Source organism: Sphingomonas sp. Leaf28 (genome assembly GCF_001421685.1).
Classification (GTDB): Bacteria; Pseudomonadota; Alphaproteobacteria; order Sphingomonadales; family Sphingomonadaceae; genus Sphingomonas; species Sphingomonas aurantiaca.
In genome coordinates this window covers 63,729-90,131 of record NZ_LMKX01000012.1, presented here as the reverse complement: position 1 = coordinate 90,131, position 26,403 = coordinate 63,729, and the positions used below count along the sequence as shown (strand labels likewise).

General features: G+C 66.3%; 27 protein-coding genes. 19 read left to right on the top strand and 8 right to left on the bottom strand.

Annotated elements, in window-relative coordinates:
- Window positions 1-145 precede the first annotated feature (145 nt).
- Window positions 146-1,030, top strand: a complete 885-nt coding sequence (locus ASE79_RS19495; protein ID WP_156359785.1) for a hypothetical protein — start codon at window positions 146-148, stop codon at window positions 1,028-1,030.
- A gap of 136 nt (window positions 1,031-1,166) precedes the next feature.
- Here the strand turns inward: ASE79_RS19495 and ASE79_RS19490 are convergent, their stop codons facing one another.
- Together ASE79_RS19490 and ASE79_RS21165 are read right to left on the bottom strand one after the other, a co-directional pair.
- Complete coding sequence (locus tag ASE79_RS19490) at window positions 1,167-1,565, bottom strand: hypothetical protein (protein ID WP_156359784.1); 399 nt, start codon at window positions 1,563-1,565, stop codon at window positions 1,167-1,169.
- 102 nt (window positions 1,566-1,667) lie between these two features.
- Entirely contained in the window at window positions 1,668-1,838 is a 171-nt protein-coding gene (locus ASE79_RS21165; protein ID WP_156359783.1) for a hypothetical protein, read from the bottom strand.
- Window positions 1,839-2,265: 427 nt separating this feature from the next.
- Here ASE79_RS21165 and ASE79_RS19485 point away from each other — a divergent pair, with 427 nt between their 5' ends.
- The 6 genes from ASE79_RS19485 to ASE79_RS19455 all read left to right on the top strand — a co-directional run bounded on the left by ASE79_RS19485 (window position 2,266) and on the right by ASE79_RS19455 (window position 6,902).
- A complete protein-coding gene (locus tag ASE79_RS19485) occupies window positions 2,266-3,249 on the top strand; it encodes a glycosyltransferase (RefSeq protein ID WP_082445471.1) in 984 nt (327 codons plus the stop codon).
- Window positions 3,246-3,881, top strand: coding sequence for a methyltransferase domain-containing protein (locus ASE79_RS19480; protein WP_056420781.1), 636 nt, complete (start codon window positions 3,246-3,248; stop codon window positions 3,879-3,881). The genes ASE79_RS19485 and ASE79_RS19480 overlap by 4 nt, the downstream gene beginning before the upstream one ends.
- Window positions 3,878-5,437 carry a hypothetical protein gene (locus ASE79_RS19475; RefSeq protein ID WP_056420779.1) on the top strand — a complete coding sequence of 520 codons (1,560 nt, stop codon included), beginning with the start codon at window positions 3,878-3,880 and terminating at the stop codon, window positions 5,435-5,437. Before ASE79_RS19480 ends, ASE79_RS19475 begins: the two co-directional genes overlap by 4 nt.
- 294 nt (window positions 5,438-5,731) lie before the next feature.
- Window positions 5,732-6,343: an XRE family transcriptional regulator gene (locus ASE79_RS21815; protein ID WP_235517086.1), complete on the top strand. Its 612-nt coding sequence runs from the start codon at window positions 5,732-5,734 to the stop codon at window positions 6,341-6,343.
- A 103-nt stretch (window positions 6,344-6,446) separates the two neighbouring features.
- Window positions 6,447-6,671 (top strand): hypothetical protein, encoded by a 225-nt coding sequence (locus ASE79_RS19460; protein WP_156359782.1) that lies wholly within the window; start codon window positions 6,447-6,449, stop codon window positions 6,669-6,671.
- A 9-nt stretch (window positions 6,672-6,680) separates the two neighbouring features.
- A complete protein-coding gene (locus ASE79_RS19455) occupies window positions 6,681-6,902 on the top strand; it encodes a lasso peptide biosynthesis B2 protein (protein ID WP_156359781.1) in 222 nt (73 codons plus the stop codon).
- A 60-nt stretch (window positions 6,903-6,962) separates the two neighbouring features.
- Here the strand turns inward: ASE79_RS19455 and ASE79_RS19450 are convergent, their stop codons facing one another.
- Together ASE79_RS19450 and ASE79_RS19445 are read right to left on the bottom strand one after the other, a co-directional pair.
- Window positions 6,963-8,753, bottom strand: coding sequence for an ABC transporter ATP-binding protein (locus tag ASE79_RS19450; protein ID WP_162237077.1), 1,791 nt, complete (start codon window positions 8,751-8,753; stop codon window positions 6,963-6,965).
- A gap of 102 nt (window positions 8,754-8,855) precedes the next feature.
- Window positions 8,856-9,386 carry a hypothetical protein gene (locus ASE79_RS19445; RefSeq protein ID WP_235517084.1) on the bottom strand — a complete coding sequence of 177 codons (531 nt, stop codon included), beginning with the start codon at window positions 9,384-9,386 and terminating at the stop codon, window positions 8,856-8,858.
- Between the two features lie 452 nt (window positions 9,387-9,838).
- On the opposite strand from ASE79_RS19445, the gene ASE79_RS19440 reads away from it, so the two are divergent.
- Entirely contained in the window at window positions 9,839-10,123 is a 285-nt protein-coding gene (locus tag ASE79_RS19440) for a hypothetical protein (RefSeq protein WP_056420770.1), read from the top strand.
- Window positions 10,124-10,273: 150 nt separating this feature from the next.
- Here ASE79_RS19440 and ASE79_RS21810 read toward each other — a convergent pair whose 3' ends face one another.
- Window positions 10,274-11,551 carry a sugar transferase gene (locus ASE79_RS21810; protein WP_151989563.1) on the bottom strand — a complete coding sequence of 426 codons (1,278 nt, stop codon included), beginning with the start codon at window positions 11,549-11,551 and terminating at the stop codon, window positions 10,274-10,276.
- Between the two features lie 350 nt (window positions 11,552-11,901).
- Here ASE79_RS21810 and ASE79_RS19430 point away from each other — a divergent pair, with 350 nt between their 5' ends.
- The 4 genes from ASE79_RS19430 (at window position 11,902) to ASE79_RS19415 (ending at window position 15,387) form a co-directional block, all read left to right on the top strand.
- Window positions 11,902-12,951 (top strand): replication initiator protein A, encoded by a 1,050-nt coding sequence (locus ASE79_RS19430; RefSeq protein WP_082445470.1) that lies wholly within the window; start codon window positions 11,902-11,904, stop codon window positions 12,949-12,951.
- Window positions 12,952-13,365: 414 nt separating this feature from the next.
- A complete protein-coding gene (locus ASE79_RS19425) occupies window positions 13,366-14,145 on the top strand; it encodes a helix-turn-helix domain-containing protein (RefSeq protein ID WP_056420764.1) in 780 nt (259 codons plus the stop codon).
- A gap of 298 nt (window positions 14,146-14,443) precedes the next feature.
- On the top strand, window positions 14,444-15,124 hold the full coding sequence (parA, locus tag ASE79_RS19420; RefSeq protein ID WP_056420761.1) for a ParA family partition ATPase: 681 nt from the start codon (window positions 14,444-14,446) through the stop codon (window positions 15,122-15,124).
- Window positions 15,121-15,387 carry a ribbon-helix-helix domain-containing protein gene (locus ASE79_RS19415; protein ID WP_056420759.1) on the top strand — a complete coding sequence of 89 codons (267 nt, stop codon included), beginning with the start codon at window positions 15,121-15,123 and terminating at the stop codon, window positions 15,385-15,387. Before parA ends, ASE79_RS19415 begins: the two co-directional genes overlap by 4 nt.
- Before the next feature lie 84 nt (window positions 15,388-15,471).
- Here ASE79_RS19415 and ASE79_RS19410 read toward each other — a convergent pair whose 3' ends face one another.
- Both ASE79_RS19410 and gmd read right to left on the bottom strand, forming a co-directional pair.
- The gene (locus tag ASE79_RS19410; RefSeq protein ID WP_200910421.1) at window positions 15,472-16,317 is read right to left on the bottom strand and encodes a GDP-mannose 4,6-dehydratase; all 846 of its coding nucleotides are present in this window, start codon (window positions 16,315-16,317) and stop codon (window positions 15,472-15,474) included.
- Window positions 16,318-16,322: 5 nt separating this feature from the next.
- Window positions 16,323-17,360: a GDP-mannose 4,6-dehydratase gene (gene gmd, locus ASE79_RS19405; protein WP_056420753.1), complete on the bottom strand. Its 1,038-nt coding sequence runs from the start codon at window positions 17,358-17,360 to the stop codon at window positions 16,323-16,325.
- Between the two features lie 248 nt (window positions 17,361-17,608).
- Here gmd and ASE79_RS19400 point away from each other — a divergent pair, with 248 nt between their 5' ends.
- Complete coding sequence (locus ASE79_RS19400) at window positions 17,609-18,976, top strand: glycosyltransferase (RefSeq protein WP_056420751.1); 1,368 nt, start codon at window positions 17,609-17,611, stop codon at window positions 18,974-18,976.
- Between the two features lie 15 nt (window positions 18,977-18,991).
- Window positions 18,992-20,434: an oligosaccharide flippase family protein gene (locus ASE79_RS19395; protein WP_162237076.1), complete on the top strand. Its 1,443-nt coding sequence runs from the start codon at window positions 18,992-18,994 to the stop codon at window positions 20,432-20,434.
- 11 nt (window positions 20,435-20,445) lie between these two features.
- Here the strand turns inward: ASE79_RS19395 and ASE79_RS19390 are convergent, their stop codons facing one another.
- Window positions 20,446-21,597 carry a glycosyltransferase gene (locus tag ASE79_RS19390; RefSeq protein ID WP_056420745.1) on the bottom strand — a complete coding sequence of 384 codons (1,152 nt, stop codon included), beginning with the start codon at window positions 21,595-21,597 and terminating at the stop codon, window positions 20,446-20,448.
- A 155-nt stretch (window positions 21,598-21,752) separates the two neighbouring features.
- Between ASE79_RS19390 and ASE79_RS19385 the strand changes: the two genes are divergently transcribed.
- The 5 genes from ASE79_RS19385 (at window position 21,753) to rfbA (ending at window position 26,393) form a co-directional block, all read left to right on the top strand.
- Window positions 21,753-22,841 (top strand): acyltransferase family protein, encoded by a 1,089-nt coding sequence (locus tag ASE79_RS19385; protein ID WP_056420741.1) that lies wholly within the window; start codon window positions 21,753-21,755, stop codon window positions 22,839-22,841.
- Between the two features lie 135 nt (window positions 22,842-22,976).
- Window positions 22,977-23,546 carry a dTDP-4-dehydrorhamnose 3,5-epimerase gene (rfbC, locus tag ASE79_RS19380; protein ID WP_056420738.1) on the top strand — a complete coding sequence of 190 codons (570 nt, stop codon included), beginning with the start codon at window positions 22,977-22,979 and terminating at the stop codon, window positions 23,544-23,546.
- An 11-nt stretch (window positions 23,547-23,557) separates the two neighbouring features.
- Window positions 23,558-24,613, top strand: coding sequence for a dTDP-glucose 4,6-dehydratase (gene rfbB, locus ASE79_RS19375; protein ID WP_056420736.1), 1,056 nt, complete (start codon window positions 23,558-23,560; stop codon window positions 24,611-24,613).
- A complete protein-coding gene (gene rfbD, locus ASE79_RS19370; RefSeq protein WP_056420731.1) occupies window positions 24,610-25,524 on the top strand; it encodes a dTDP-4-dehydrorhamnose reductase in 915 nt (304 codons plus the stop codon). Before rfbB ends, rfbD begins: the two co-directional genes overlap by 4 nt.
- The gene (gene rfbA, locus ASE79_RS19365) at window positions 25,521-26,393 is read left to right on the top strand and encodes a glucose-1-phosphate thymidylyltransferase RfbA (protein WP_056420729.1); all 873 of its coding nucleotides are present in this window, start codon (window positions 25,521-25,523) and stop codon (window positions 26,391-26,393) included. The genes rfbD and rfbA overlap by 4 nt, the downstream gene beginning before the upstream one ends.
- Window positions 26,394-26,403: the final 10 nt, after the last annotated feature.

Here is a 26,403-nt window from a genome sequence, read left to right as displayed (position 1 = left end):
CATTCCGTCCACGTGTCTCTCCAGCTGCAGGGCCGCCCTTGGCGGGTCGGGAAGCGCGCGGTAAGCCGGGGTCATGTCACCCTGGTCTCCGTCATCCTCTTCGTCGCGGTGTTATCGGGCGTTCGGCCTCCGGTTGCAATCGACGTTGCCGCTGCCCGAACTGCACCTCGTCGACGAAGCAGGCGACGATGGGCACGAAGCGACATCCGGGGCCATCGACGTCGTCGTCCGCATGGCTGCGGCCCCGCCCCCCGACGCGCCCGAAATCCTTCCCGATGTTCGGTGCGACGCGGATCATTTCTGGATGGACGTCCCGCGCGTCGGCCGCTTCCTGGTCCGCCACGGGCGCGAGATGGTGGTGGAGCCCTGCCCCGACGTGCCCGACGGCGACGTGCGCGCCTATCTGCTCGGGTCGGCGATGGGGGCGCTCCTGCATCAGCGCGGGCTGCTGCCGCTCCACGCCTCGGCGGTGGAGGTGAATGGACGCGCCATCGTCTTCATCGCGCCTGCGGGAAGCGGCAAGTCGACCATGGCGATGCATCTCCAGCATCGTGGCCACCGGGTGATCTGCGACGATATCTGCGCGGTCGCGATCGAAAGCGGGGGCGGGTCGGCGCGGCTGTGGTCAGGGTTGCGCAACCTCAAGCTGTGGCGTGCGTCGCTCGGCGCGATCGCGCGGACGCCCGACGGGCTCGAGCCGGTGCTTGTCGACATGGACAAATATCGCGTCCCCGTCGACGCGCCCGCCGATGACCGTGCGGTCGATCTCGCCGCGGTCGTGCTGCTCGACTGGGGCGAGGATTTTGCGATTTCGCCGCTGCCCGGTGCCGAGGCGGTCGGCGCGCTGGTCGCCAACACCTTCCGCGGTCAGCTGGTGGTGCCGATGGGGCGGCAGGCGGCGCATTGGCGGCAGTGTCTCGACCTGTTCGGCGCGGCGGGTGTCTACCGCATCGTCCGCCCGCGTGCGCTGGACCAGCTCGACCGGGCGTCGATCCTTATCGAACGCCTGTCCCTCACGCCGACGCGATGACGCCGCTCAGCCGCGCTTACGGCGCATGCCGTTCAGCAGCTGTACCCGGCGTCGCCTGAGCGGCCTTGGGGTGCGGGGCAGTAGCTGTTGGCGACGATCGCGTTCATCGATCTGTGGCGGCGGGGATAAGCCTGCGTCAGTAATTCATCACCCCGTTGCCGTACGCACCATATTTGAACGCGAGATAGCCGGTGCCGTTAGGTGCGCTTCCGTTCACTTGGATCGGCGCATCACCGATCGTCCCCGACGAATTGGCGACTGCGGGCGTGCCGGGCTGTTCACTCCCGACGATCGGCATTTTCATAGTCGCCGGCGCGGTCGCTGCCATCAGCGCCTGGCGCGCTCGGTTGTGCGCGACCGAGACGATCTGCGCGGTTACGGGGCTGGCGAGGGCGAGTGCGATATCGCGAACGCCACGATTCTGGTCACGCGCGGTTCCTTGACGAGAGGACGTTGGGAAGCATCCGCTCAACAAAACTGCAGGCGCGCCGATCGTTGATCTTTGTCGCGCGTTTAATACGCCGGCGTCGGGCATTTGATACGAACACCCGATCGTCCCATTCCGGCCTACCCTTGCCGCAGATGCCACTCTGTCGGTAGATGCGTCGACGTGTCGACACGTCGACGAGTTGATATACTAACCAAATTCTTCTCTGCACACGGCGCTCGTCGATCCGCCCAAGTCGCGCGTGAACTGCCCGGCTGAGAGCGCCAGCCAGTCCGCGCAACCGAACGCGCCCGCCCCCGGCGCGATCAGCACTACGATGGCCTCGTCGAACGCGCCGAGCTGGTCAAGCAGCCTCGCCACAACGGCGTAGACTGAGGATTGCGCGGGACCACAGTGCGCGCGATCTCGCACTCTTGGCGCTCAGCCTTGGCGGGCTCGGGACGTATCTACATCCGGTCGGCCCTCCCCTCCTGTTGCGAACCGCCATCCCGACGACGGGCTCGCACACGACGAATGCGCAACCCCATCGCCATGATTTTGTGATGGTGGAATCGTCTTCGGGCAACGGAATAGCGAATTGAATCGACGGTAGATGCAATAGTGGCGGCGTGCGGCCGATGTGATCGGGCATGCCGTCATTCAGCCACGCCGCCGGCAAGCATTCCTGCCGCCGCACAACGTCCAGCATCGTTCGTTAACTATTATTTCCTAGGTCCCGTTCGTCGCGGAATCGCCTGCGTCGCAACGAGAAAGCGGGCATATGGCTGGCCGTCGACCGAACCCAGTTGTGGGCCACCCGCTCAACAAGCCGTTCCTGCTCTACGGCGTGCTCTGCTTCGTCGTCGGCATGGCGATGTACGTGACCGGCGTGCTGCTGGTGTTTCCGCGCTATCTGCTGAACCTGCACGCGCTGCTCGATCCCGTCGCCGAATGGCTGGTCTGGTATAGCGGCGTGCCGATCATGATCGGCATCGTGCTCGCGTTGTTCGACCTGCTCTACATGCTGCAGCACAAGAAGCCCGATGTGCCGGTGCGGTATATCCCGGTCCAGCGGCGTCGCGTGACCGTGGCGCTGACCGCGTATAACGACGAGGACAGCATCGCCGGCGCGGTCGAGGATTTCCTCGCGCATCCGCTGGTCGAGCGCGTCATCGTCGTCAGCAACAACAGCCGCGACGCGACCTTTGCCCGCGCCCAGGCGGCTGGTGCGCTTACCTTCAACGAACCGGCGCCGGGCTATGGCCGCTGCGTCCATCGCTGCCTGAGCGAGGCGGTGCGGTTCGACGATACCGAATTCGTCGTGCTGTGCGAAGGCGACAGCACGTTCCGCGCCTATGACGTGGAGAAGCTGCTCGCTTATGCGCCGCATGCCGATATCGTGAACGGATCGCGCATCGTCGAGCCGCTCCGCCAGTATCTGACTCAGCTGACGGTCTTCATGTATTACGGCAACCTGTTCGTCGGAAAGCTGCTGGAGGCCAAATATCTTGGCCGCGGGACGATCACCGATGTCGGCACGACCTACAAATTGTGTCGCCGCGATGCGCTGGTCGGGCTGCTCCCGCATCTCAATCCGGGCGTGAATCTCGAATTCAACGCCCATTTCCTCGATACCGCGCTCAGCCGGGGCTTGCTGCTGCTCGAATGCCCGATCACCTTCCATGCGCGCATCGGGCTCAGCAAGGGCGGCAACATCAACAATTGGCGAGGCTTCACCGTCGGTGCGCGGATGATCTACGGCCTGCTGTCGGATTGGAAGCGCTACGCATGAACGGCGACTATCACGCATCGCGTCTGACAGAAGATCACCGGCGCGGCGCGGTGTGGGTGGCGCTGTGGCGCTACGTCTTCCGCCGCCGCATCGCCGCGGACGCGTGCGTGCTCGATCTCGGCGCGGGCTATGGCGATTTCATCAACAGCGTCACCGCCCGGCGTCGGATCGCGGTCGACACCTGGGCCGGGCTCGCCGACCATGTCGCGCCGGGTGTCGAGGCGCTCGTCACGCCCGTCACCGATCTCGGGGCGATCGCCGATGACAGCGTCGATTTCGCCTTCGCTTCGAACCTGTTCGAACATCTGCCGCAGGACGCGTTCGTCCTGGCCCTGCGCGAGATCGCGCGCACGCTGTCGCCGCGTGGCACGCTGACCATCCTGCAGCCCAATTACCGTTATGCCTTCCGCGAATATTTCGACGATTACACGCATGTCGCGGTCTATTCGCATATCAGCCTGGCGGACCTGCTGACGGCGCATGGCTGGGACGTGACGGAGGTGCGGCCGCGGTTCCTGCCGCTGACGGTCAAGTCGCGCCTGCCCGTCTGGCCATGGCTGATCGCCGCCTATCTCGCCTCGCCGTTCAAGCCGATGGGCAAGCAGATGCTGGTCGTGGCGCGCCCCCGATGATCCGGACGGCCCTGACCCGGACGGCCCTGCGCCATGACTGGCGGGTATGGGCATTGCGGCTGGGCGTGGGCCTCGCGGTCGCGTTGCTCGCGATCGATCTGATCCGGCTGGTCGACACGGGACGGGGGGCGGTCACCTATCCCTATGATCTCGATTATGGCGAGGGGATCGTCTGGCAGCAGATGATCAACATCGCGGCCGGCTCGGGCTACGCACCGATCGGGGTATTTCCGGCGATCGTCTATCATTATCCGCCGGTCTATCATCTCGTGGTAAGCGCCGTGGCCTGGATCTTCGGCAGCGACGGGCTGGCGACCGGCCGCATGGTGTCGCTGCTGTCGACGCTTGCCGCGATCGGGCTCGTCGTCCGTCTCGCCTATGCGGCGATACCCCAGAATCCGACAATGGATCAGACTTTGCAGAAGTCGCGCCGCGTGCCCCTATTGGCCGCGTTGATCGCTGGCGGATGCGTCGCCGTCTCACCGACGATCATCTACTGGGCCAGCCTCATGCGGGTCGACATGCTCGCCTGTGCGCTGTCGCTGGCAGGGCTCGCGCTGACGCTCGATGCGACGCAACGCCCCGCGCGGATCGCGCTGGCGGCGCTGTGCTTCGTGCTGGCGATCTATACCAAGCAGACGTCGATCGCGGCACCCGCCGCGGCGTTCATCGCCTTGTGGCTCGCCCGTCCCCGCGCGGCCTGGACGCTGTTCGGCTGGTGCGCGGCGCTAGGCCTGTGCATTTTGGCAGGCCTCAGCCTCACGAGCGATGGCGGCTTTCTGCGTCATACTCTGCTCTACAATCTGAACCGGCTCGACCTGTCGCGCGCGCTGCTCCTGCCGTTCGTCATCCTCCCCCAGATCAGCACCGTGGCGATCGCGCTGCTGGGAGTCATAGCGACCTGGCGGCGCCTGCAGCCGACCGCGCTTGCGGCCTTGCGTACCAAGCTCGCCGCAGATCCGGGAGCGTTCGCGGCGCTTCTGGCGCTGGCCTTTCTGGTCATCAAGACGGCGATGCTGCCGGCGATCCTGAAATCCGGCGCCAGCGACAATTACCTGATCGAATGGCTGTTCGCGGTCGCGGTGTTCGTCGGTATTGGCGCAGCGCCCGTGATCGAGGCGGCGATGGGGAGCGCACGTTGGCCGTCTGCGGTGCTGGTCGCGCTGGTCACGATCGGCGTGCCGATCCAGGCCTATTTCGTGTTTGCGGCCGAGACTGGCCTCCCCGCGACCAAACCCTATGCCGAGATCGTCGCGCGCATCGCACGATCGCCCCGCCCGGTAGTGTCCGATGCGATGGTCTTGCTGATCCGGGGCGGCCAGCCCGTGCTGTGGGAGCCCGCGATCGCGGCCGAGCTCGGCCATGCCGGCCTCTATGACGAGAGGGGTTTTGCACGGCTGGTGCGCGCGGGGCATTTCGGATTCTTCATCACCACCGGCGATCGCGGCGATCGGCTGTATGACGAACGCTACAACCACGTCGTCGCCGATGCGATCGACACGGCGTATCCGCGTCGTGAGCGACAGGGCCATCTGGTGCTGCACCTGCCGCGCTGACACCGATAGCTTAGCGCGCGAATCCGGTCACACCGGGCTTGCGAGCTTCATGTCGCGCATCTTTGTCAGCAGGCTGGTCACCGCGGTCGTGCAATCCTTGGGGGCGACGTTAAAAATACTCGAGCAGCGTCGCTTCGACTGCCTCTTACGTCTGCGGTGTCTCCGGAACGTCCCAGATCGCGTTGCCGGTAGCGTTTATCGGATCAGATGCAATTGCCGGAACGCTGCGGTCTGGTCCGGCAAGCAAATGCCCCGATGAACAGGAAGTAGAGGCCGTCTTGCCCAATGTATCGAATGCGATACATTGGTGCCATTAAGCCTATCGCGTTCCTGCGTGACAGCCTCGACCGGCTACGCGATTTTACCGAGAACGCGCGATCGCAAGCCGGCCACCAGCTTAAGGAGGTCCAGAACGGCACAGATCCGGACGAGGGGAAACCGATGAAGACGGTTGGGCCCGGCGTCCGCGAAATCAGGACCCGGGAGGATTCCGGGGCGTCCCGGGTGATCTGCGGGGCGACGTTGCCCGATGCGGTGCTGATGCTGCACGCCTCCCAGACGAAGACGCAGGCCACGCCCCGACGCGATATCGATCTGGCGGCAAGCATAGAAAGGATGACGAGAGTGGACGTCCAGATGTTTGATAGCGTGTTCGACGCGCTGGCCGACACCCCGGCCGAAGCCGCCAATATGAAGGCGCGATCCGAGCTGCTGTCGGTGCTCAAGGCGCGCATCCGATCCTGGGAGATGTCGCAGGAGGCGGCTGCCGGCCGGCTCGGCATCACCCGCCCGCGCCTCAACGACCTGCTACAAGGCAAGATAGCGAAATTCTCACTCGACGCACTGGTAAACCTCGCTACCGCCTCTGGTCTGACCGTGCACGTCCACGTCGCGGAAGCGGCTTGATCCTGCTGCCGTCACCCCCCGCCCGCGGCCGGACCAGGCGGATGGCGACCGGTATGTCTCGGCGATGCGAGGGGCGGGGTGGCTCGTCTCGCCGGGGAACGCCATGTCGCTACGCCGCAAGCTGCGCACCGCGTCGCACCTGACCTGGGCCGACCGGCGCCTGATCGTCGAGGCGATCGCGGCGCTGCTGGTCGCACGGTTGCGCAGCCTGTTGCCGTTCCGGGTGCTTGCCCGGCACATGGGCGCTATCGTCGCGCCACATAGCCGATATCCGCCCCCTGCCCCGCTATCGTCCGCGCAGGCGGAAAGGGTCTTCGCGATCCGCTAGGCGATTAGCGTGGTGGCGCCGTGGATGCCGTTCCGCACGCTGTGCCTCCAACAGGCGATCGCCGCGCGGACGATGCTGGCGCGGCGCGGGATCAACAGCGTGCTCCATTTAGGCGTGCGCGATCCGACCGACACCGCGCTGGAGACGCATGCCTGGCTCGATGTCGGCGGGCTCAACGTCACCGGCTATCCGATCGATCCGGCGCTGATCGAGGTTGGGCACTTCGTCTGACCCACTGCCCGCCCCCCGCATCCTTTGCGTGTGTTACCGACGGACCGGGTGCCGCTAGGCTCACGCCGCGGTGGTCTGCGCGGCTTCCAGCAGGATCACGCGGTCGCAGGCGCGCAGCGTCTCTTCGCGGTGAGCAATGATCAGGATCGTCGCCTGCGGCAGCGCGCGGCGCAGATTAGCGATCAAGACCTGTTCGGCCCCGACATCGATCGCGTTGGTCGCCTCGTCGAGGATCAAGAGCCCGGGATCGCGCAGTAGCGCGCGGGCGAGCGCGATCCGCTGGCGCTCGCCGCCCGACAGCCGCGTGCCGCGATCGTCCATCTGCGTGTCGAGCCCCTGCGGCATCGCCCCGACCATCCCGGCCGCCCCCGCCTGCGCCAGCGCATGCCAGAGGTCCGGATCGGGCCGCACGTCGCTGCCCCAGGTCAGGTTGCAGCGGATGCTGTCGTTGATGAGGTAGGAATCCTGCGCGACATAAGCGAGCCGACGCCGCCATCCCGACAGTATGGCCGGGCCCAGCGCCTGCGAGTGATCGCCCTCGCCGATCACGATCCGGCCCTGGCTCGGCTCGAGCAGCCCGGTCAACAGGTCGACGAAGCTCGTCTTGCCGGTCCCCGAGGCGCCCGACAGCCCGACCAGCTCACCCGCGGCGATCGCGAGATCGAGCCCTTCGAACACCGGCGCGGCCGCGCCCGGATAGCGGAAGGTCACGCGCTCGAAGCGGATCGTGCCGTGGCGCACCGCCTGTGCGCCGGCGCCGGTGGTGACCGGCACGGTCGCGCCGAGATCGGCCTTCAGGTCGCGCAACGCGGTGAAGGCAGGCAGGACGCCGAATAATTGCTGTACGCTTTGCTGCAGCGACCGGACCGGGCCGCTCATCCGCACCAGCACGACTAGCGCGGCGAGCAGCGTGACGGTCGGGATGTCGAGCAGCACTGCGGCGAAGATCATCATCGCGCCGGCCAGCGAGGCGATGGTCGCCGACGCGATCGCGACGCGCGACTGGAAGCGTTGCTGCAGGGCCAGTTGCGCGCGCAGCTTGGTGCCCTCCTCGCCGATCTGCGCGACGAACGCGTCCGCCATGTCGTGCGCGACCGCAATCTTGAGACCGCCGAGGAAATGCGCGGTCTCGCCCGCGATGCGGAAGGCGAAGCGTGCGCTCGACCGGCCGACCGCACCCGCGCGCCGCGACAGCGGCACCAGCACGACTAGGCCGAGCAGCGCGAACCCGATCACCACCAGCGCGACGACCGGCGACAGCAGGATCATCAGGATCGCCTGGACCACGAGCATGATGCCCGCCGCCATGATCTGCAGCAGGACCGAACAGGCAAAGGCGAGCCGGGTGATCTCGCTCGACAGGATATGCGCGATCCGCGCATGCTGCAGCCGCGCCAGCGACGACCAGCGCGCATGCGACAGATCGGTGACGACCATCAGCCGGCGATGGTCGACGAACCCCAGCGTCAGGTCCGACACCAGCCAGTCGCGCGTCGACAGCACGATCGCGCGCACCCCGACGAGCAGGCAGAACGCGATCAGCACCGCCGCGAGTTGCTCGAGCTGCGTGACCAGTCCGACCGACGCCAGCGTCTCGACGACCATCGCGCGCCACCGCCCGCCGGTCTGCGGCGCCAGCAGCGAGAAGATCGGCACGAGCAGCGCCAGCCCGACGCCTTCGAGAATACCGCCGGCCAGCATCAACCCGACCGCGGCCCCCAGTCGTCGCCCGCCATGCCGGACGAAATCCCCGACCAGCGCCGCGCCATCCGTAGCAAGCGATCCGGCGGGCATGTCGGGCGCGGCGCGGTCGGACCCGGACCGGTCGGGCGAAGGGCGGAAGAGCGGCATGAAACCAAGCATGCGGGCCCGGGGCGCCGGGGGCAAGCTGGCGCTGTACGTCGGATCGCGCGTCCGGACTCGAACGATCCCCCGCACGGCGATCGCCGGATTCTAGATCAGCGCCCCCTCCCCCTCCCCCTCCCCCTGCCCCTGCCCCTGCCGGTGCCCCCGCGACGCCGGAATACGCAGATGGCGTTCATGCGTCAGGCGCGGATCCTCGTACAGGTCGCGCAGCGCGCGTAGGCGGAACGCGTTCCACCAGCGTTGCCAGCGATGCTCGGCCGCATCGTGGAGCATGTGGCAGCGCTGGCACAGTGCGGCGAGATTGCCCGGCATGTTGTGCCCCGGATCATGATCGAGATGCGCACAGGCCAGGACCACATAGGTCGCGCGGACGCTGGCGAGGTCGACGCGATCGCGGACCGCGACCCGCCGGCCCCGCGCCGACCGCCAGCACCCAGCGCCTGCATCCCACCAACGCCCATCGCCGAGATGCGCGACGAAGCGCCGGTGCGGCCGCGCGCAGCGTTCGCAGCGCGCGCCGGCGCGACCGAAGCGGATCGCGTCCGACACTTGCGGCCAGTCGATCGGATACAACCAGCGGTTTTCGGGGCGGATCGGCATCGCGATTCTATGAGTCACGCGCGAGTCGAAGAAAAGCGAAATCTTCGCCTTTCGTTGCCGTCCTGTTCCGGGCGTGTTCGGTCCGCGGGCGCAACGGCACCGATCGCGGCGATCACTGGCGTCGACCATGCATGATGTCGACATGTCGGCGATACGACATGTCGATTATAGATCCGCGCGGCGGATCACGGCGCCCTGCCCCGCCCGCAGGCGCATGCCCAGCAGCCGACCAGCGTGAACCCATGTCCATTGCCCGACGTGTCGACACGTCGACCGCCAACCCCGGTGCGGCATGCCGGCGATCCCCGACGGCGTATCGGTGGGGGCGAAGTGGGCAGGCAAACCTGGGCCGGGAAGCGGCCTCGCTGCGGCATCGGGTGCGGGGATCGTCTGTAATGCATGGGTGGCAGAACCGATCCCGTCCGCTACAGGGTATCGTCACAGGCCCTGTCGCGTATTCGAGAGATATCATGAAAGTTGTTTTGTCGTTGATCACGATCCTCGGATTGTCCGGTTGCATCGCGATCGGTCCGAGCGGTCCGACCGGGCTCGCCAGCGGATCCGATGGCGCGATGTGGTCGGTCAGGCCGACGGCCGACGTCGCGGCGTGCCTGGCCGCCAAGACGCAAGAGTCCGACGCCGTCACCTATCGCGCCGACCCGGTCGATAACGACAAGGTGATCTACCGGACTCGCGTATCGATCTTCGGCGCCCGCGACAGCCATAGCCATGAGGCGGCCGTTAGCTGCCTGTGATGCGGGGGGCCGGCCAGTAGCGGCTGGCCAGTAACGGGCTGGCCAGTAACGGGCTGGGCGCTCAACGCCTAGGCGCGGCCGATGTGTCGCGCTGTATGCATGTCGACATGATGCCTAGGCAGGCCTAGGCAGGCCTAGGCAGGGCGACCCCTAATAGGCGTTGCGGTGCCAGAGCACGCGGACGGTCAGGAAGATGATCTTCAGATCGCGCCAGATCGTCCAGTCGGTCAGATATTCGAGATCGGCATCGACTCGGTTGCGCAGATCGTCCTCGAACAACGTCGCGCCGCGATAACCACGGATCTGCGCGAGGCCGGTCAGGCCGGGCTTGGCGGCGTGGCGGTCCCAATAGCGGTCGTCGACCTCCCAGAACAGCTTGTCGTTGGCGCGGGACCCCAGTGCGTGCGGGCGCGGTCCGACGATGCTCATGCTGCCACCGAGCACGTTGAAGAGCTGGGGGAGTTCGTCGAGCGACGTCCGGCGGATGAAACGCCCGCACCGCGTGACGCGATCATCGTCGCGCGCGGTGGAACGATGGCCGCTATGGTCGTCCGTTTTCATGCTGCGGAACTTGAACATCCGGAACATGCGGTTGGCGCGGCCTATCCGGATCTGTTCGAACAGCACCGGCCCGGGGCTGTCGGAGCGCACCCACAACGCGATCGCCGCCATCACCGGCGCCAGCAGCGCCAGCGCGGTTCCTGCCACGGCGATATCGAAGAGTCGCTTGATAATCCGATCGACCAGGTTGAGCGGCCCGATCGCGACGATCAGCGACGGTGCGGCGTGATCAGGACCGATGCCGCGCGGGCGCAGCACGGCGAGTTCGGGCATGTCGATCTCGCCCTGGATATTGGCACCGCGCAACGCGCGCGCCCAAGCCTGGCGACGTTCGGGCGGACAGGCGACGACCACCCGGTCCATCGCCGCGAGCGCCATGGCGAGCTTGTCGTACATGACCGGGTCGTGATGCTCGGAATCGAGCGTGAAGCCGGTCAGCGTGATCGAGAAGTCGCCAGCGGGTATCGGCGCCATGCCATCGCGGATCAGCGCGATGCTGAACGGGTTGCCGCCGACGATCTGGGGGAGGCGGGGGATCAGCAGCCATCGCGCGACCCCTGTCAGCGCAAAGGCGAAGGCGGACCCGAACCCGATCATCGCGCGCGAGAAATCCTGCACCGAGCGCAGGTAGAAGGCCGCGATCACCAGCAGCGCGAGCGTCACGGCCAGCGCGTACCAGCTCTTCTTGATCGCGATGACCGGGTCGCGCAGGCTGCGCGTGTCGAACGCATCGACGCTGGAGGCGACGATTAGATAGACCGGCACGAGCACGATCATGAACAGTGGCGTCCGGCTGACCACGAAATCGGGGCGGCCGAGCCAGGTCAGCAAGAACCCCGCGACGATCGCGAGGATATCCCCAAGCATCAAACACCCGATCGAGCGCAGTCGGAGAACGGACGCCGGCGCCCGCCAGATCGTCTGACTTAATTCGTCGTGTTTGGTCGCCATACGCGCGTGTCACTACCCATTTTCCAGCAACAGAGCCGGAAGATACCGAGTTTTCAGCCCTTAAGCGCATCTTCACGAGATTTCACCCCTTCCGTGGGCAGGGTACGGCGGTTTTCAGGGGGACGGCGAGGCGGGGGCGGGCATCACGATCCCGCCCTGAGCAATTCCTACTCGAAAGCACGAATTGCATGGTAGAAACAGCGCATTGACCCCGTTTGCCACGAGGCGGGATGCCAAAAGTTCGTGCTTTCGAGTAGGAAAGGCGGATGACCCGAACACCCCCTGTAAAACGCCCCAAGGACGGCAAGCCGATCCTGCCTTCCCGGATCCCCCAGGGAGACCTGTTCCTGCTCGACAGCCCGCTATACGGCGAGATCCGCGGCGAGCGGTCGCTGATGGCGTTTCCGTTTTTCGCGCTCAGCAAGAATGCCTGGATGAAGCCGCTGAGCTATCAGACCGATACCGTCACGATCGAGGTCCGGCCGAGCGCGGGCGGGGTGGCGACGATCTACGACAAGGAGATCGTGCTCTACATCGCCAGCCTGATGGCGGCCAAGCTCGAGGCGGGGGACGATGTCGCGCAGGATTTCGTGTTTACCGCGCATGACCTGTTCAGCGTGACCGGTAGCAATCACAGCGCGCGCTCCTATGGCCGGCTGTCGGAGGCGCTCGAGCGACTGCAGGGGACGCAGATCAAGACCAATATCGAGGCGGGTGGCGAAGGCGAGGAGGGCTTCTTCTCCTGGTTGTCCGAGGCAAAACTGCACTACACCAAGACGCGCGCCGGCGAACGACGCCTGAAGGCTGTCAAGGTTCGGCTGTGCGACTGGCTGTTCCGTGCGATTTTGCTCGACCGGCATGTGCTCGACTATGCGGCGACCTATTTTCAACTGGGGCCGATCGAGCGGCGGATCTACGAAGTCGCGCGCTCAACCGCCGAGGGCGACGGGTTCGAGATCGATCTGGCGACGTTCCGGTTGCAGATCGGCTATCAGAATCCGCTCGCCAATTTCCGTGCTGCGCTGCGGCAGATCGTCGCCGCCGATACGATCCCCGACTATCGTCTCGAACTGGTCGAGACGCTCGCCGATCCCGACGCGATCGACACGGTCAGGCGCGGCCGCAGGACCAACCCGGTCCGCGTGGTGATCACCCGGCGTCCGGCACAGCTGACCGATGGAGTCTCGTCGTCGCTGTCGCGCATGGTGCTGTCGACCGCCGAGGCATCCACGCAAACGGCATCGCAATCGCCAACGCGGGCAGCGCCGCAGTCCTCGGACGAATCAGAAAATCCCGATTCGGATGACGCGATTTAATTGATACTCGAAAGCACGAAGTTTCGTGCGAATTTCTACCCGAAAGCACGAACGCGGCGATGAATTGATACTCGAAAGCACGAAGTTCCGCCGTGGAAATGTAAAGTAATTCGTAATTGATACTCGAAAGCACGAACCGCAAACGCTTTCGCTTCGCGTGATTTGCTGCAAAAATCGGTCCATGTCGGCGCTGGTGTCGGCGCGATCGAAGATGGAGTGGCTGTGACCCCATAAAGGAAAGCCCGGCACGAGGCCGGGCATCCCAAGGTTAGATTGAAGCGACGTCGCCAAACGTCGATTCCGGAGCTCAACAAGCTCCCTTCATATAGCCTGGATCGTCTTGCGGTTCAAGGATGCGCGTTTCGCGCCACGCCCCTTTTTGCCCTGGTCCCAGCCCCCGATGGGGGATGGAAGATGACGGTTTTGACCTTGGGTCAGGCGACCATGCGGGCGCTTGGCACGATGACGGTGCGCGGCCCGTCTCCGCGGCCGAAGACGCCGCATCGCACCGGCGCGCCCGTGCTGCGTGACAGCATCGAGGCGGGGACGTTCGAGGCCATGTTCTTCACGGTCCCCGCCAAGGGCGAGACCGACAAGCTGCTGCGGATCGCGCGGCGCACGCTCGACGCCGGTCGCCAGTTGCGCCGTGAGGCGCGGAGCGGCGCGCGCACGCTGAGCGTGGTCGAGCGGCGGATCGCCGCGCTGACGGCCGCGGCGGTCCGCGTGTACGAGGAGATCCTCACGCTTGCGCGGCTCAACCGCGGCCAGGTCTTTCCGAGTTACGACCACCTGTCCGACGCGACCAGCCTCGGCCGCGCCACGATCGCCCGCGCATTGCATAGCCTCGAGGCGCTCGGTTTTCTCGTCCGCCAGCGCCGGTTCAAGCGCGTCGAGACCGAGGGCCCTGGCCCGCGCTACCGACAGACCTCGAACGTGTACCGCCCGATCCTCCCGCACTGCGTGCTCGCCTATCTGCCCCGCTGGATGCGCCCCGCGCCGCGCCCCGACGACAGCGTCCAGCACGAGGCTGATCAGCGGGATGCGATGGCGGGCATGGTCGCCGGGCTCTCCTGCCGCGACCTCGCCACCCTCACCGTAGGCGGCGCATTGGGCAGGATGCTCGCCAAGCTCGGCGCCGGCATCGATCGCTTGGAGCGCGAGTCTCAAAACCATCCTCAACCGCTTACTCAGTAATATGAAAAGGACCTTTGAAGACAGCCTAGTCGGCTGACAGGTCGATAACCCCGGGGAGAATCCAAAACACACACAACACGCAACTAGGAGGAAACCGCGGAGTGCCGGCAGAGCCGTCACATGCTCCCTAGCTGGAGCAGGCGGATAGGGCGGTTCTCCAGAGCTGCTGTGTCGACACGTCGCTATGTCGACAGGCAAGAACTTGCACCCCGATCCCAGCGCGGTTCGTCGGTAAAACGGCTTTTGCGCTTGCCAAAACCGGGTCCGTGCCTTCATGTAGACATGTAGGGAGTTCGACATGACGACTATCGCCATCATCAGCCAGAAGGGTGGGGCCGGCAAGACCACGCTCGCGTTGCATCTTGCCGCAGCCGCGCATGATGCGGGCCGCGTGGCGCTCATCATCGATACCGATCCACAGGCGACCGCAAGCCAATGGGCCGCCTGGCGCCAGGATGCGCCTCCCGAAGTCATCGACAGCCCGCCGCCACGCCTCGCTGCCAAAGTCGCGCAGGCGAAGGGGCAGGGGGCGGATTTCATCGTCATCGATACGCCGCCGCATGCCGACACCGCCGCGCGCGCCGCGGTCGAGATCGCCGATCTGGTGCTGATCCCGTGCCGGCCGAGTGCGTTCGATCTGTCGGCGATCCAGACGACCGCCAAACTGGTCCAGCTGCTGCGCAAGCCCGCCTTCGTCGTGTTCACCGCGGGCTCGCCCAACGCGCCGCGCATGTATCAGGAGGCGGGCGAGCTCGTCATGGGCTTCGGGACGCCCGCCTGTCCCGTCCAGATCCCCGACCGCGCCGCCTTCCGCCATGCGAGCGCCGAAGGACGCACCGTCATGGAGTTCGAGCCCAACGGCAAGGCAGCGGAAGATATCCGACACTTCTACGAGTGGACATGTCGACAGGTCGGCATGTCGACACCAGCCAAGAAACCCGTCAAAAAACCTGCTCGAAATGGAAAACTCGCCGCATGAGCCGCAAACCTTCGTTCGCCAATCTGCGCGACCGTACGATCGCTGAACCCGCCGCGTCGCCAGCGCCGGTCGGCGGGCAGGGCGCCACCACCGGGCCCGCCAGCCGACAGGGCCGCAAGCAGGTCGCCGGTTTCTTCAGCCCCGAAATGTCGTTCGCGATGCACACGCTCGCCAGGCGTCAGGGCCGCAGCCTCCAAGCGCTGATGGCCGAGGCGTTCAACGACGTGCTGCGCAAACACGGCGAGAGCCCGATCGGCGACTGACGAAGAACGCCGGACCCGTGCTGCACCTGCGAGGGTGCGCGCGGATCAGGCCCCCAACTCAACCGGCCCAATCAACCGTCCAAATCAGTCAGCCGCGAGCCCGTACATCCACGCCAGCGTGTCGATCAGCGGCCGCGGCGCCCAGCCCGGCACCGCGCCGCGCAACACCGTCGCATCCCCGCCCAGCACGGGAACGTCGTTGGCGCGGACGAACGCCGGATTGGTCCGCACCTCGACGCTATGGCCGCTCAGCGTGGTGAGCATCGCCAGGATCTCGTCGATCGACGAGACGGTGCCGGTGCAGATATTGACCACCGGCGGGACATCGGCCTCCAGCACCAGCCCGGCATAAGCCTGCGCGACCGACCGGACATCGCCGAAATCGCGTTTGACCCAGCTGTTGCCGAGTTCGATGACCGGCGCCCGGCGCCGGAAATGATCGACCAGCTTGGGCACCAGATACTGCGTCGCCTGCCCCACGCCGGTATAGTTGAACGGCCTGGCGACGACGATGTCGAGCCGGTCCTTCCACAGCGCGGCCCCCAGCTCCATCGCGCGCTTGCTGATCGCATAGTGATTGGCCGGATAGGTGGCAGCCTGCTCGTCGATCAGCCCCTGCGCGCCGGGGCCATAGACCTGCGCGCTGCTCGCCAGCACGCAGCGCGCGCCGGGTTTGCGGCGCGCGACCGCATCGAGCAGGTTGAACGTGCCGATCTGGTTGACCGAGTAGAAGGCGCGCCAGTCCGCCATGTCGACGAACGCGCGTGCCGCCAGATGGATGACCCGGTCGAAGTCGGTGGCGTCGACGGCACGCTCGACCGCGGCCGGATCGCACAGGTCGGCCGACAGCGCGATGCACGCGACGCCCTTGGCGGCGAGTGCATCGGCCACGAACCGCCCGGTAAAGCCATCGGCTCCCGTCAACGCCACGCGCATCAGAACGACCAGCCGGCCGCGTTGCGGCGCATGTCGGCCTCGACCATCAGCGCGGCGAGCTCCTCGAGCTGCACCGCGGGCTCCCAGCCCAGATCGTCGCGCGCCTTGCTCGCGTCGCCGATCAGCAGCTCGACCTCGGCCGGGCGATAGAATTCGGGGTTGATCCGGACCAGCGTACGGCCGTCCTTGCGATCGCGACCGATCTCCTGCTCGTCGGCACCCGACCAGTCGAGCGCGATCCCGACCTGGCCGAAGGCGAGCTCGACAAAGGTCCGCACCGTCTCGGTCCGGTTGGTCGCCAGCACGAAGGTATCGGGAATGTCGTGCTGCAGCATCAGCCGCATGCCCTCGACATAATCCTTGGCATAGCCCCAGTCGCGCTTGGCATCGAGATTGCCGAGTTCGAGGATCTCGGCCTTGCCCTGGGCGATCTTGGCGACCGTGTCGGTGATCTTGCGGGTGACGAACTCACGCCCGCGCAGCGGTGATTCGTGATTGAACAGGATGCCGCTGGTGCCGAAGATTCCGAAGCTTTCGCGGTAGTTCACCGTCAGCCAATGCGCATAGAGCTTAGCGACGCCGTACGGGCTGCGCGGATAGAAGGGGGTATCCTCGCGCTGCGGGATCGCCTGGACCTTGCCGAACATCTCCGAGGTCGAGGCCTGGTAGAAGCGGATGTCGCGGTTCACCGTGCGGATCGCCTCGAGCAGATACGCAGCACCCAGCCCGGTGATCTGCCCGGTGGTGATCGGCTGGTCGAACGAGACGCCGACAAAGCTCTGCGCCGCCAGGTTGTAGATCTCGGTCGCCTCGGAGGCCTCGATCAGGCGGATGGCGGATCCCATGTCGGTCAGGTCATATTCGACGAGCTTGAGATTGGGGTGGTTGGTGATCCCCAGCTCGTCGATCCGCCAGAAATTGACCGAGCTCGTGCGCCGATAGGTGCCGAACACCGTATAGCCCCGGTCGAGGAGGTTCTCGGCCAGATAGGCGCCGTCCTGGCCGCTGATCCCGGTGACAATGGCAGATTTCGTCATATATGTTCCTGCTGACGGCCCGACCGAACGGGCAGCGATACTGAAAAGGGTTGGATACGCACCGCTTAGAGGCTGGTGTTGCGAATATCCAGAACGTGCGCGCGGTTGGTTCCGTCCGCAGACGCGGGCTGGTTCCCGCGCAAGTCCTGCGATAGACGCCGCCATCGGTCCGGACCGGGGCGATCGCCGTGCGCGATCGGCTCGACGATCCGGGACGATCGACAGAGGCATCGGCCAGGGCAATTTCGATGAGCGTGAAGGCAAGGCTGGGGCGGGCGACCATGGTCGAGGGCGTCAAGGACGTCTTGGCCTATGCCAGGGCGGCGTATCGTGGCGTGGTGCGCAAACGCGCGCGTCCCGCCCGTGGCGGACAAGCGGGCGCGCAAAAGCACGTCCTGATGATCGACGATCTGGTGCCCGACCCGCTGTTCGGGGCGGGCTACCCGCGCGCCTTCGCGATCGTGCAGTCGCTGGTGGCGGCGGGGCATCGCGTCAGTTTCTATCCGATGCGATCGTCGCCGGCCGATATCGATCGGATGACGACGGCGTTCGCAGGCGCGGTGCTGTTTCATCCGGGCGCGGGCGGGCGGGGCTTGCGCCGTCTGCTCTGGACGCACGGCGCGGATGTCGATTCGCTGTTCATCAGCCGGCCGATGCCGATGGCGGCGTTCGTGCAGGCGGGCTGGCAGGCGGGGGGCAAGGCGGGGGGCAGGGCGGGGCGGCGATCCGCTCAGGTCGTCTACGATGCCGAAGCCGTGCTGGCCCCGCGCGAGGCGCGTCGGCGGGCGCTGTTCGACACGCGCTGGTCGGATCAGGACTATCAGGCCGCGATCGCCGACGAGCTTGCGGTCGCACGCACCGCCGACGCGGTGACCGCGGTGGGTGAGGGGGATGCAGCGACGATCCGGTCGGTGCTCGACGCGCCGGTCTTCGTCCTGCCGCATCCCGTCGCCATCCGCGCCGGCACCGCGCCGTTCGGCGACCGGCAGGATTTCCTGTTCGTCGGCCGGCTGACCGGATCGTCGTCCCAGTCGCCCAACATCGATTCGGTCACCTGGTTTCTCACCGCAGTGATGCCCGTTCTCGATTCTCTCATCGGCACCGGCTACCGGCTGCACGTCGTCGGCCGCGTGGAGTCCGCGGAGATCGAGGCGCTCGCCTCCGACCGCGTCGTGCTGCACGGCGTCGTCGAGGATCTTCAGCCCCTCTATGATCGCTGCCGGGTCTTCGTCGCCCCCACCCGCTACGCCGCGGGTATCCCGCTCAAGGTTGTCGAGGCGATGGGGGAGGGGATTCCCTGCGTCGTCACGCCGCTGCTGGCAGACCAGCTGGCGTTCCCCCCCCAGCCTGGGACAGCTCAGCCCGAGACAGGCCAGCCGCACGACGTACCCGCGGATATCAAAGCAGGGGACGCCGGCGCACGACAGTTCGCGGAAGACTGCGCGCGCCTCTATACCGATCAGGCTGCGTGGCAGGCCGCGCGCGATTCCGGCACCGCGCATGTGACTCGCTGCTTCTCGCAACAGGCGTTCGACACCGTTCTTCAGGACGTTCTGCGGCAGGGCGATCGGCCGCGCGATGCGCAGGGCGTGCCTTTTTCACAATCGATCCGCTAAGGCGCGATCATGTCAGTGCGTCGTTCCCTCGCCTGGACCTTTTCGGGCCAGTTCATCGCGTTCGTGGTCCAGTTTGGTGGCCTGATCGTCGTTTCCAGACTGTTGTCGCCGCGCGAGGTCGGCATCTACGCGATCGCGATGGCCGCGCTGGGGCTCATCCAGGTCTTCACGACCTTCGGGATCGCCTCGTTCATCGTCCGCGAGGCCGAACTCCCGACCGAGACGCTCGAAGCCGCGTTCACCGTCAACGCGATCCTCATCGTGTCGCTCACGCTGCTGCTGGCGGGGCTGAGCTTTGCGACCGGGCCGCTATTGGGGGCGCCGCAGGCGGGCAGCGTGCTCCGGGTCGTGGCGCTCAGCAACCTGCTGGCGATCGTCAATTTCAGGCCCTCGGCGATGCTGCAGCGCGAGATGCAGTTCAAGCAGCTGTCGATCATCAGCCTGACCAACATCATCGTCCAGACCAGCGCGACGATCACCTTCGCGCTGCTCGGCGCGAGCTATATGAGCCCGGCCTATGCGGCGCTCGTCGCGGGGGTCGCAGTGACGGTGCTGACCCAGATCTTCGGCCGCCATCATATCGGGTTCCGCGTGTCGCTCGCGCAGTGGCGGCCGATCACGACCTTCGGCCTGCAGATGATGTCGGTCAGCGGCGTGGCGATGATCACCGGCAAGTTGTCTGACCTGCTGCTCGGCCGCATCCTCGGCGTGGCGGCGCTGGGTCTCTATGGCCGCGCGTCGAATCTGTCGGGGATCATTTTCGAGAATCTGTACGGCACCGTCACGCGCGTCGTGTTCGTCCAGCTCTCGAAGGATTATCGCGAGGGCGGCGACTGGCGGGGCACCTATCTGCGCAGTTTCGCGATGATCACCGCGTTCATGTGGCCGTTCCTGATCGGTCTCGCGATCCTGTCGCGCCCGGTGATCTTCATCCTGTACGGCGCGCAGTGGCTGCCCGCTGCGCTGCCGCTCTCGGCGCTGCTGGTCGCGCAGTTCTTCGGCGTGGCGTTCGGGATGAACTGGGAGCTGTTCGTGCTGCGCGGCGAGACCGGGCGCCAGGCGCGCTACGAGGTCGCGCGGCTGGTGCTGGGCGTGCCGATCTTCGTGATCGGCTGTCTGTTCAGCATCCTCGCTGCGGCGCTCGCCAAGATCGTCGACGCGCTGATCGGTCTCGTCCTCTATTATCCGCATGTCCGGCGTCTCGCGCAGCTCGACCGCTACGCGATCCCGAAGGTTTACCGCGACAGCGGCATCCTGACGGTCATGGCGGTGCTGCCCGCGCTGGTGACGATGATCGTCTACGACTGGTCGCCGCGCACGCCGCTGCCGGTCGTGGCGGGGGTCGGGATCCTCGGCATCGCCTTGTGGTTCGGCACGATCATCGTCATGCGGCATCCGCTGCACCACGAGATGCTCATCGTGTGGCGGCGGTTTCGCAAAACCCGCGCGGTCGTCTGACGCCCGCGCGGCTAGGATCGCTGTCGGGCTAGCCGTCCCTGCTCGGCGAAATAGTCGATCAGCATGGTCTCGATCGCAGGGTCGGTGAGGCGCTCGAGCTGTTCCTGGCCCTGCTCGACCCACTCCGCGCGCGTCGCCGGATCGAGCATCTCGGTCATCGCCGCGGCGATATCCTCCGCCGATGACGGGTCGATCAGCCGCGCGCCGCGACCGCCGACTTCGGCCTGCGATCCCCCGAACCCGGCGATCACCGGGATGCCGGCCTGGAATCCCTCGGCGATCGCCATGCCATAGCCTTCGTAGAGCGACGGATAGACCATCGCCCGGCTCTCGCTCAGGATGCGGAACTTGGTGTCGTGGTCGACATAGCCGGTCAGGACTACGCGGTCGCCGAGCGCGAGCGCGTCGATCTGCGGCTGCAGCGCGGCATAGTTCGAGCCGACCAGCACGAGCCGATAGTCCGGGTGGTCGCGCACGAACCGGGCAAAGCCCTCGAGCAGGACATCGACTTTCTTGCGGAAATCGACGCCCCCGACATAGACGAACTGGTCGCGCGGGGTGACCGGGGCCTGCCGGTCGACATCCTTTAACCGGATCAGGCACGCGGTGACGTCGCGGCGATGGAAGACGCGGCGGATGTCGATCGCGCTCTGCTGCGAGATCGTCAGGATCGCGTCGGCCCGCGCGACCGCGATCAGCTGCGCTACGGTCTCGGCATTGGCCGATGGATGCCGCAACAGCCTTTTCCAGTGGCGCAGATGATAGTGGCGAAAGAACAGGTAGGGAATGACGTCGAGCAGCCCCAGCACGTAGCGGACATGCCCGGCCTTGCGCAGCGGGATGCCGCGATTGGCGCCGGTGAAATACACGTCATAGTCGCTGTCGGCGAGATGACGCGGTAGCGCGCGCTGTTCCCAGCGCAGCGGCCCCTGCTCGCCGAACACCCGCACGTCGAGGCCCGCGACCTCGGTATAATGCGGCAGCAGCGGCTGGTTGCTGAGCAGCGTGAGCGCGAAGTCGGCCTTTCGCAGGCATTCGATCACCGAGCAGAGATAGATCGTATAGCCGCACGGCGCGCCGCTCAGCGGACGGACGTCGATCGCGATCCGGATCGCGCGCTTGCTGGCAACGGGAGCGTCGCTGGCGACGGGGGCAGCAGGCATGCACGTTCCTTCAGGTTCACCGAGGACCTAACGCGCAACGCGGGCGGCGCGGGTCCGTCGCGGGCCAATTGGTCGTTTTGTACGACGCACGGAAGCCGAAATCGAACCAAGCAACCGGGTTGCTGCCGACCGATCCGCACCGTAGAGGGCTGCGCATGTCTTCCGGCCGGCGCATATACACCACGCTGGACGGGTTGCGCGGATTGGCCGCTCTGCTGGTCGTCCTGTACCATAACCCGCTTTTGTCGGGGGCGTTCTGGCCCCGGCATGGCTGGTTGGCGGTCGACATGTTCTTCATGCTCAGCGGGCTGGTCGTCGATCGCGCCTATGCCGCGCGCCTGGCAAGTCACATGTCCGCCGGGCGCTTCATGCTGGTGCGGTTCATCAGGCTCTGGCCGATCTACGCGCTCGGCTGCCTCGCAGGGCTGGGGTTCCTGCTGTCGCTGCACGTCTGGCGGCATGACGTGACGCTGATGGATATCGCGGCGACGCTTCCCAATCTCCTGTTCGTGCCGGCGTTTCGCTGGGTCGATATCGGCTATCTCGTTCCGCTCAACCCGCCCGGCTGGTCGCTGGTGTTCGAGCTGCTCGCCAATCTGGTCTATGCGCTCGTCCTGCCCTATCTCTCGATCCGCAAACTGATCGCGATCGTCGTGCTGGCGGCCACCGGCCTCGCGATCCTGGTCGCGACCGGCGGGACTCTCGAACTGGGCGCGATGCAGGGGGAAGCGCTTGGCGGCCTTTTGCGGGTCACCTTCGCCTTTTTCTGCGGCGTCCTCATCGCGCGGACCAGCCGTGCCGACCAAAGCCGCGACGGCGCGCTCGGTCCGCTCGTGATCCTGGCGGTGCTCGCCACCGCGCTCGTCCTGCCGGTCGGCGTCTGGGGGCAATGGCTGGTCATCGTCGCGCTGTTCCCGGCACTGGTCGCGGCCGGCGCCTATATGGAGCCGAACGGGGATCGGACCCGGCGTGTCTTCCGCGTGCTGGGACGGCTGTCCTACCCCGTCTATGTCCTGCAATATCCCGTCGGCATCGTCATCCTCACGCTGCCCAAGCTGCTGTCCGGGCCCGGCGTCCAGCTCGCCGGCTGGGCGACGATCGCGATCTTCCTTCTCGGCTGCGCACTCGTCGATCGCTTCTATGACGGCCCGTTGCGCGACTGGATGACCCGCCGCGCGATCGCGCACCGCCTGCTGCCCCTGTCGCGCGACCAGAAGGCGGACGCGACGACCCGTCCGCTCTAGCGCAACGCCGCTGTGGCGGGATTGCGCCGCCAGTATTGTACGGGTCCGGCCTCGCGAACCACGACGTGCCGCCAAGATGCGCGGCAACGCCAATCTATCGTTGCAGGCGGGCGGGCGAGGACCTATCCCGCGGCCATGCAGTCCCCCGTCCAATTGATACAGCCTCGCCGCTTCGGTGATCCGCGTGGCTGGTTTACCGAAGTCTATTCGGTCCCCGCCTTCGAAAAGCTCGGCATCACCTGCACCTTCGTCCAGGACAACCACTCGTTGTCGGTTCCCGCCTTCACGCTGCGCGGTCTGCATTTCCAGACCCCGCCGCGCGGGCAGGACAAGCTGGTGCGCTGCGTGCGTGGCCGGATCTTCGACGTCGCAGTCGATATCCGCAAGGATTCGCCCACCTATGGCGACTGGGTCGGTGCCGAACTGTCCGCCGAGAACGGCCACCAGCTCTTCATCCCGATCGGGTTCGCGCACGGCTTCGTGACGCTCGAGCCCGATTGCGAAGTGACGTATAAATGCTCCGACACCTATGCACCCGACAGCGATGGCGGCGTCCGCTGGGATGATCCCGCGATCGGCATCGACTGGCCGATGCCCGCCGGCACGCTCCCCGAATTGTCGGCCAAGGACCAGGTCCAGCCGTTGCTCGCCGATTTCGACAGCCCCTTTCCCTATGACGGCCGCCCGCTCGCGCCACTCGCCTGAAGGACAGACCCATGCGTATTTTCGTCACCGGCGGGGCCGGCTTCATCGGTTCGGCCCTTGTCCGCCACCTGATGGAGAACACCGACCATGAAGTGCTCAACTTCGACAAGCTGACCTATGCGGGCACGCTGACGACCGTCGAGCGCGTCGCCAGTTCGAACCGCTACCGCTTCGTCCAGGGCGACATCTGCGATGCGGACGCGGTCCGCGCCGCGATCGCCGAGTTCAAGCCCGACGTAATCACGCATCTCGCCGCCGAGAGCCATGTCGATCGCTCGATCGACGGCCCCGGCGCGTTCGTCCAGACCAACGTCGTCGGCACCTACACGATGCTCGCCGAGGCACGCGCCTATTGGCTGTCGCTCGGCGACGCGGCCAAGGCAGCGTTCCGCTTCCACCATATCTCGACCGACGAGGTGTACGGCTCGCTCGGCGACACCGGGTTGTTCACCGAAGAGACCCCGTACGATCCGCGTTCGCCCTATTCGGCGTCGAAGGCGGGGTCGGACCATCTCGTCAGCGCCTGGGGCCACACCTTTGGGCTGCCCGTGCTGATCACCAACTGCTCGAACAATTACGGGCCGTATCACTTCCCCGAAAAGCTGATCCCGCTGATGATCGTCAAGGCGCTCGCGGGCGCCGACCTGCCCGTCTACGGCAAGGGCGACCAGGTCCGCGACTGGCTGTATGTCGAGGATCATGTCCGCGCGCTCCACGCGGTGTTCGAAAAGGGCGAGCCCGGCCGGACCTACAATGTCGGCGGAAACAACGAGAAGCAGAATCTCGAGGTCGTGAAGACCGTCTGCACGATCCTCGATCGCCTCCGCCCGCGCGCCGATGGCCAGCCTTACGCGACGCAGATCACCTATGTCGCCGACCGCCCCGGCCACGACAAGCGCTATGCGATCGACGCGACCCGGATCAAGGACGAGCTCGGCTGGGAGCCCGCCGAGACGTTCGAGACCGGCATCGAGAAGACCGTCGCCTGGTATCTCGACAACCAGGACTGGTGGCAGGCGATCGTCGCCGAGCACAAGGCCGACCAGCGTCGCGGGCTTTCCGTATGAAGCACGTCCTCGTCACCGGCGGGAACGGCCAGCTCGGCACCGAGCTCAAGCGCTATGCCTGGCCCGAGGGCTGGGCGGTCACCGCGATCGACATCGACGAGCTCGACCTGCGCGATACCGCGGCGATCGTGGCGATGGTCGCGGGCGGCCATGACGGCACGCCCTGGGCCGCGGTGATCTCGGCCGGCGCCTATACCGCGGTCGACAAGGCGGAGAGCGACATCGTCACCGCCTGGGCGGTTAATGCGATGGCGCCCGCGGCGTTTGCCGAGGCGTGCGCGAAGGCGGCGATCCCGATCGTCCAGGTCTCGACCGATTACGTCTTCGACGGCGCGCGCGAGGGCGCATGGGACGTCACCGATCCGGTCGCGCCGCTCGGCGTGTACGGCGCCTCCAAGCTTGGCGGCGAACTCGCGGTACGGACCTCGGGCGCGCGCCACGCGATCGTCCGGACCGCCTGGGTGGTCAGCGCGCACGGCAACAACTTCGTGAAGACGATGCTGCGCGTCGGCGCGACCAACCCGCGCCTGCGCGTGGTCGACGACCAGCATGGCAGCCCGACGTCCGCGGCCGATCTCGCCGCGGCGCTCGCGACGATCGCGATGCGCCTCGTCGAGGATCCCGCCGCCCCCACCGGCATCTATCATTTCAGCAACGCCGGCGCGGTCACCTGGGCCGGCTTCGCGCGCGAGATCTTCGCGCAGAGCGCCGCGCGGGGCGGGGCCAGCGCCGAGGTCGACGGCATCCCGACCAGCGAATACCCGACGCCTGCGACGCGCCCGGCAAACTCGTTGCTTAGCCATGACGCGATCACGCGCGACTATGGCATCCATCCGCCCGCGTGGCAGACCGCGCTCGGCAATATCCTCGACGAACTGCTCGGGGCCCCCAAGAAGGACATCTCCCAATGAAGGGCATCATTCTCGCCGGCGGATCGGGCACGCGGCTCCATCCGGCAACGCTCGCCGTAAACAAGCAGCTGCTGCCGGTCTACGACAAGCCGATGATCTATTATCCGCTGTCGGTGCTGATGCTCGCGGGCATCCGCGACATCCTGATCATCTCGAGCCCCGAATATATCGACAATTACCGTCGCCTGTTCGACGACGGGTCGGCATTCGGGCTGGCGATCTCCTATGCCGAACAGCCCCGCCCCGAGGGCCTCGCCCAGGCGTTCACGATCGGCGCGGACTTCATCGGCGACGACGATGTCGCGCTCGTGCTCGGCGACAACATCTTCTTCGGCGCGCATCTGACCGATCTGCTGGCGAGCGCGGTCGCGCGCAAGGGCGGCGCGACGGTGTTCTCCTACCGCGTCGAGGATCCCGAGCGCTACGGCGTGGTCGAGTTCGGCGAAGGCGGCAAGGCGATCAGCCTTGAGGAAAAGCCGGCAAAGCCCAAGTCGCACCATGCGGTCACGGGCCTGTATTTCTACGACAACCGCGTCGTGCAATTTGCGCGCGACCTCAAGCCATCGCCGCGCGGCGAACTCGAGATCACCGACCTCAACCGCCTCTACATGGATGCGGGCGATCTGTTCGTCGAACAGATGGGCCGCGGCTATGCCTGGCTCGACACCGGCACGCACGACTCCTTGCTCGAAGCGAGCGAGTTCGTCCGCACCATCCAGCACCGCCAGGGCATCCAGGTCGCCTGCCTAGAGGAGATCGCGTTCGAACAGGGCTTCATCACCGCGGACCAGGCCCGTGCGCGTGGCGAGATGTTCAAGAAGACCGCTTATGGCCGCGCGATCCTCAACGCCGTCGATACGCCGCGCTGACACCGATGCC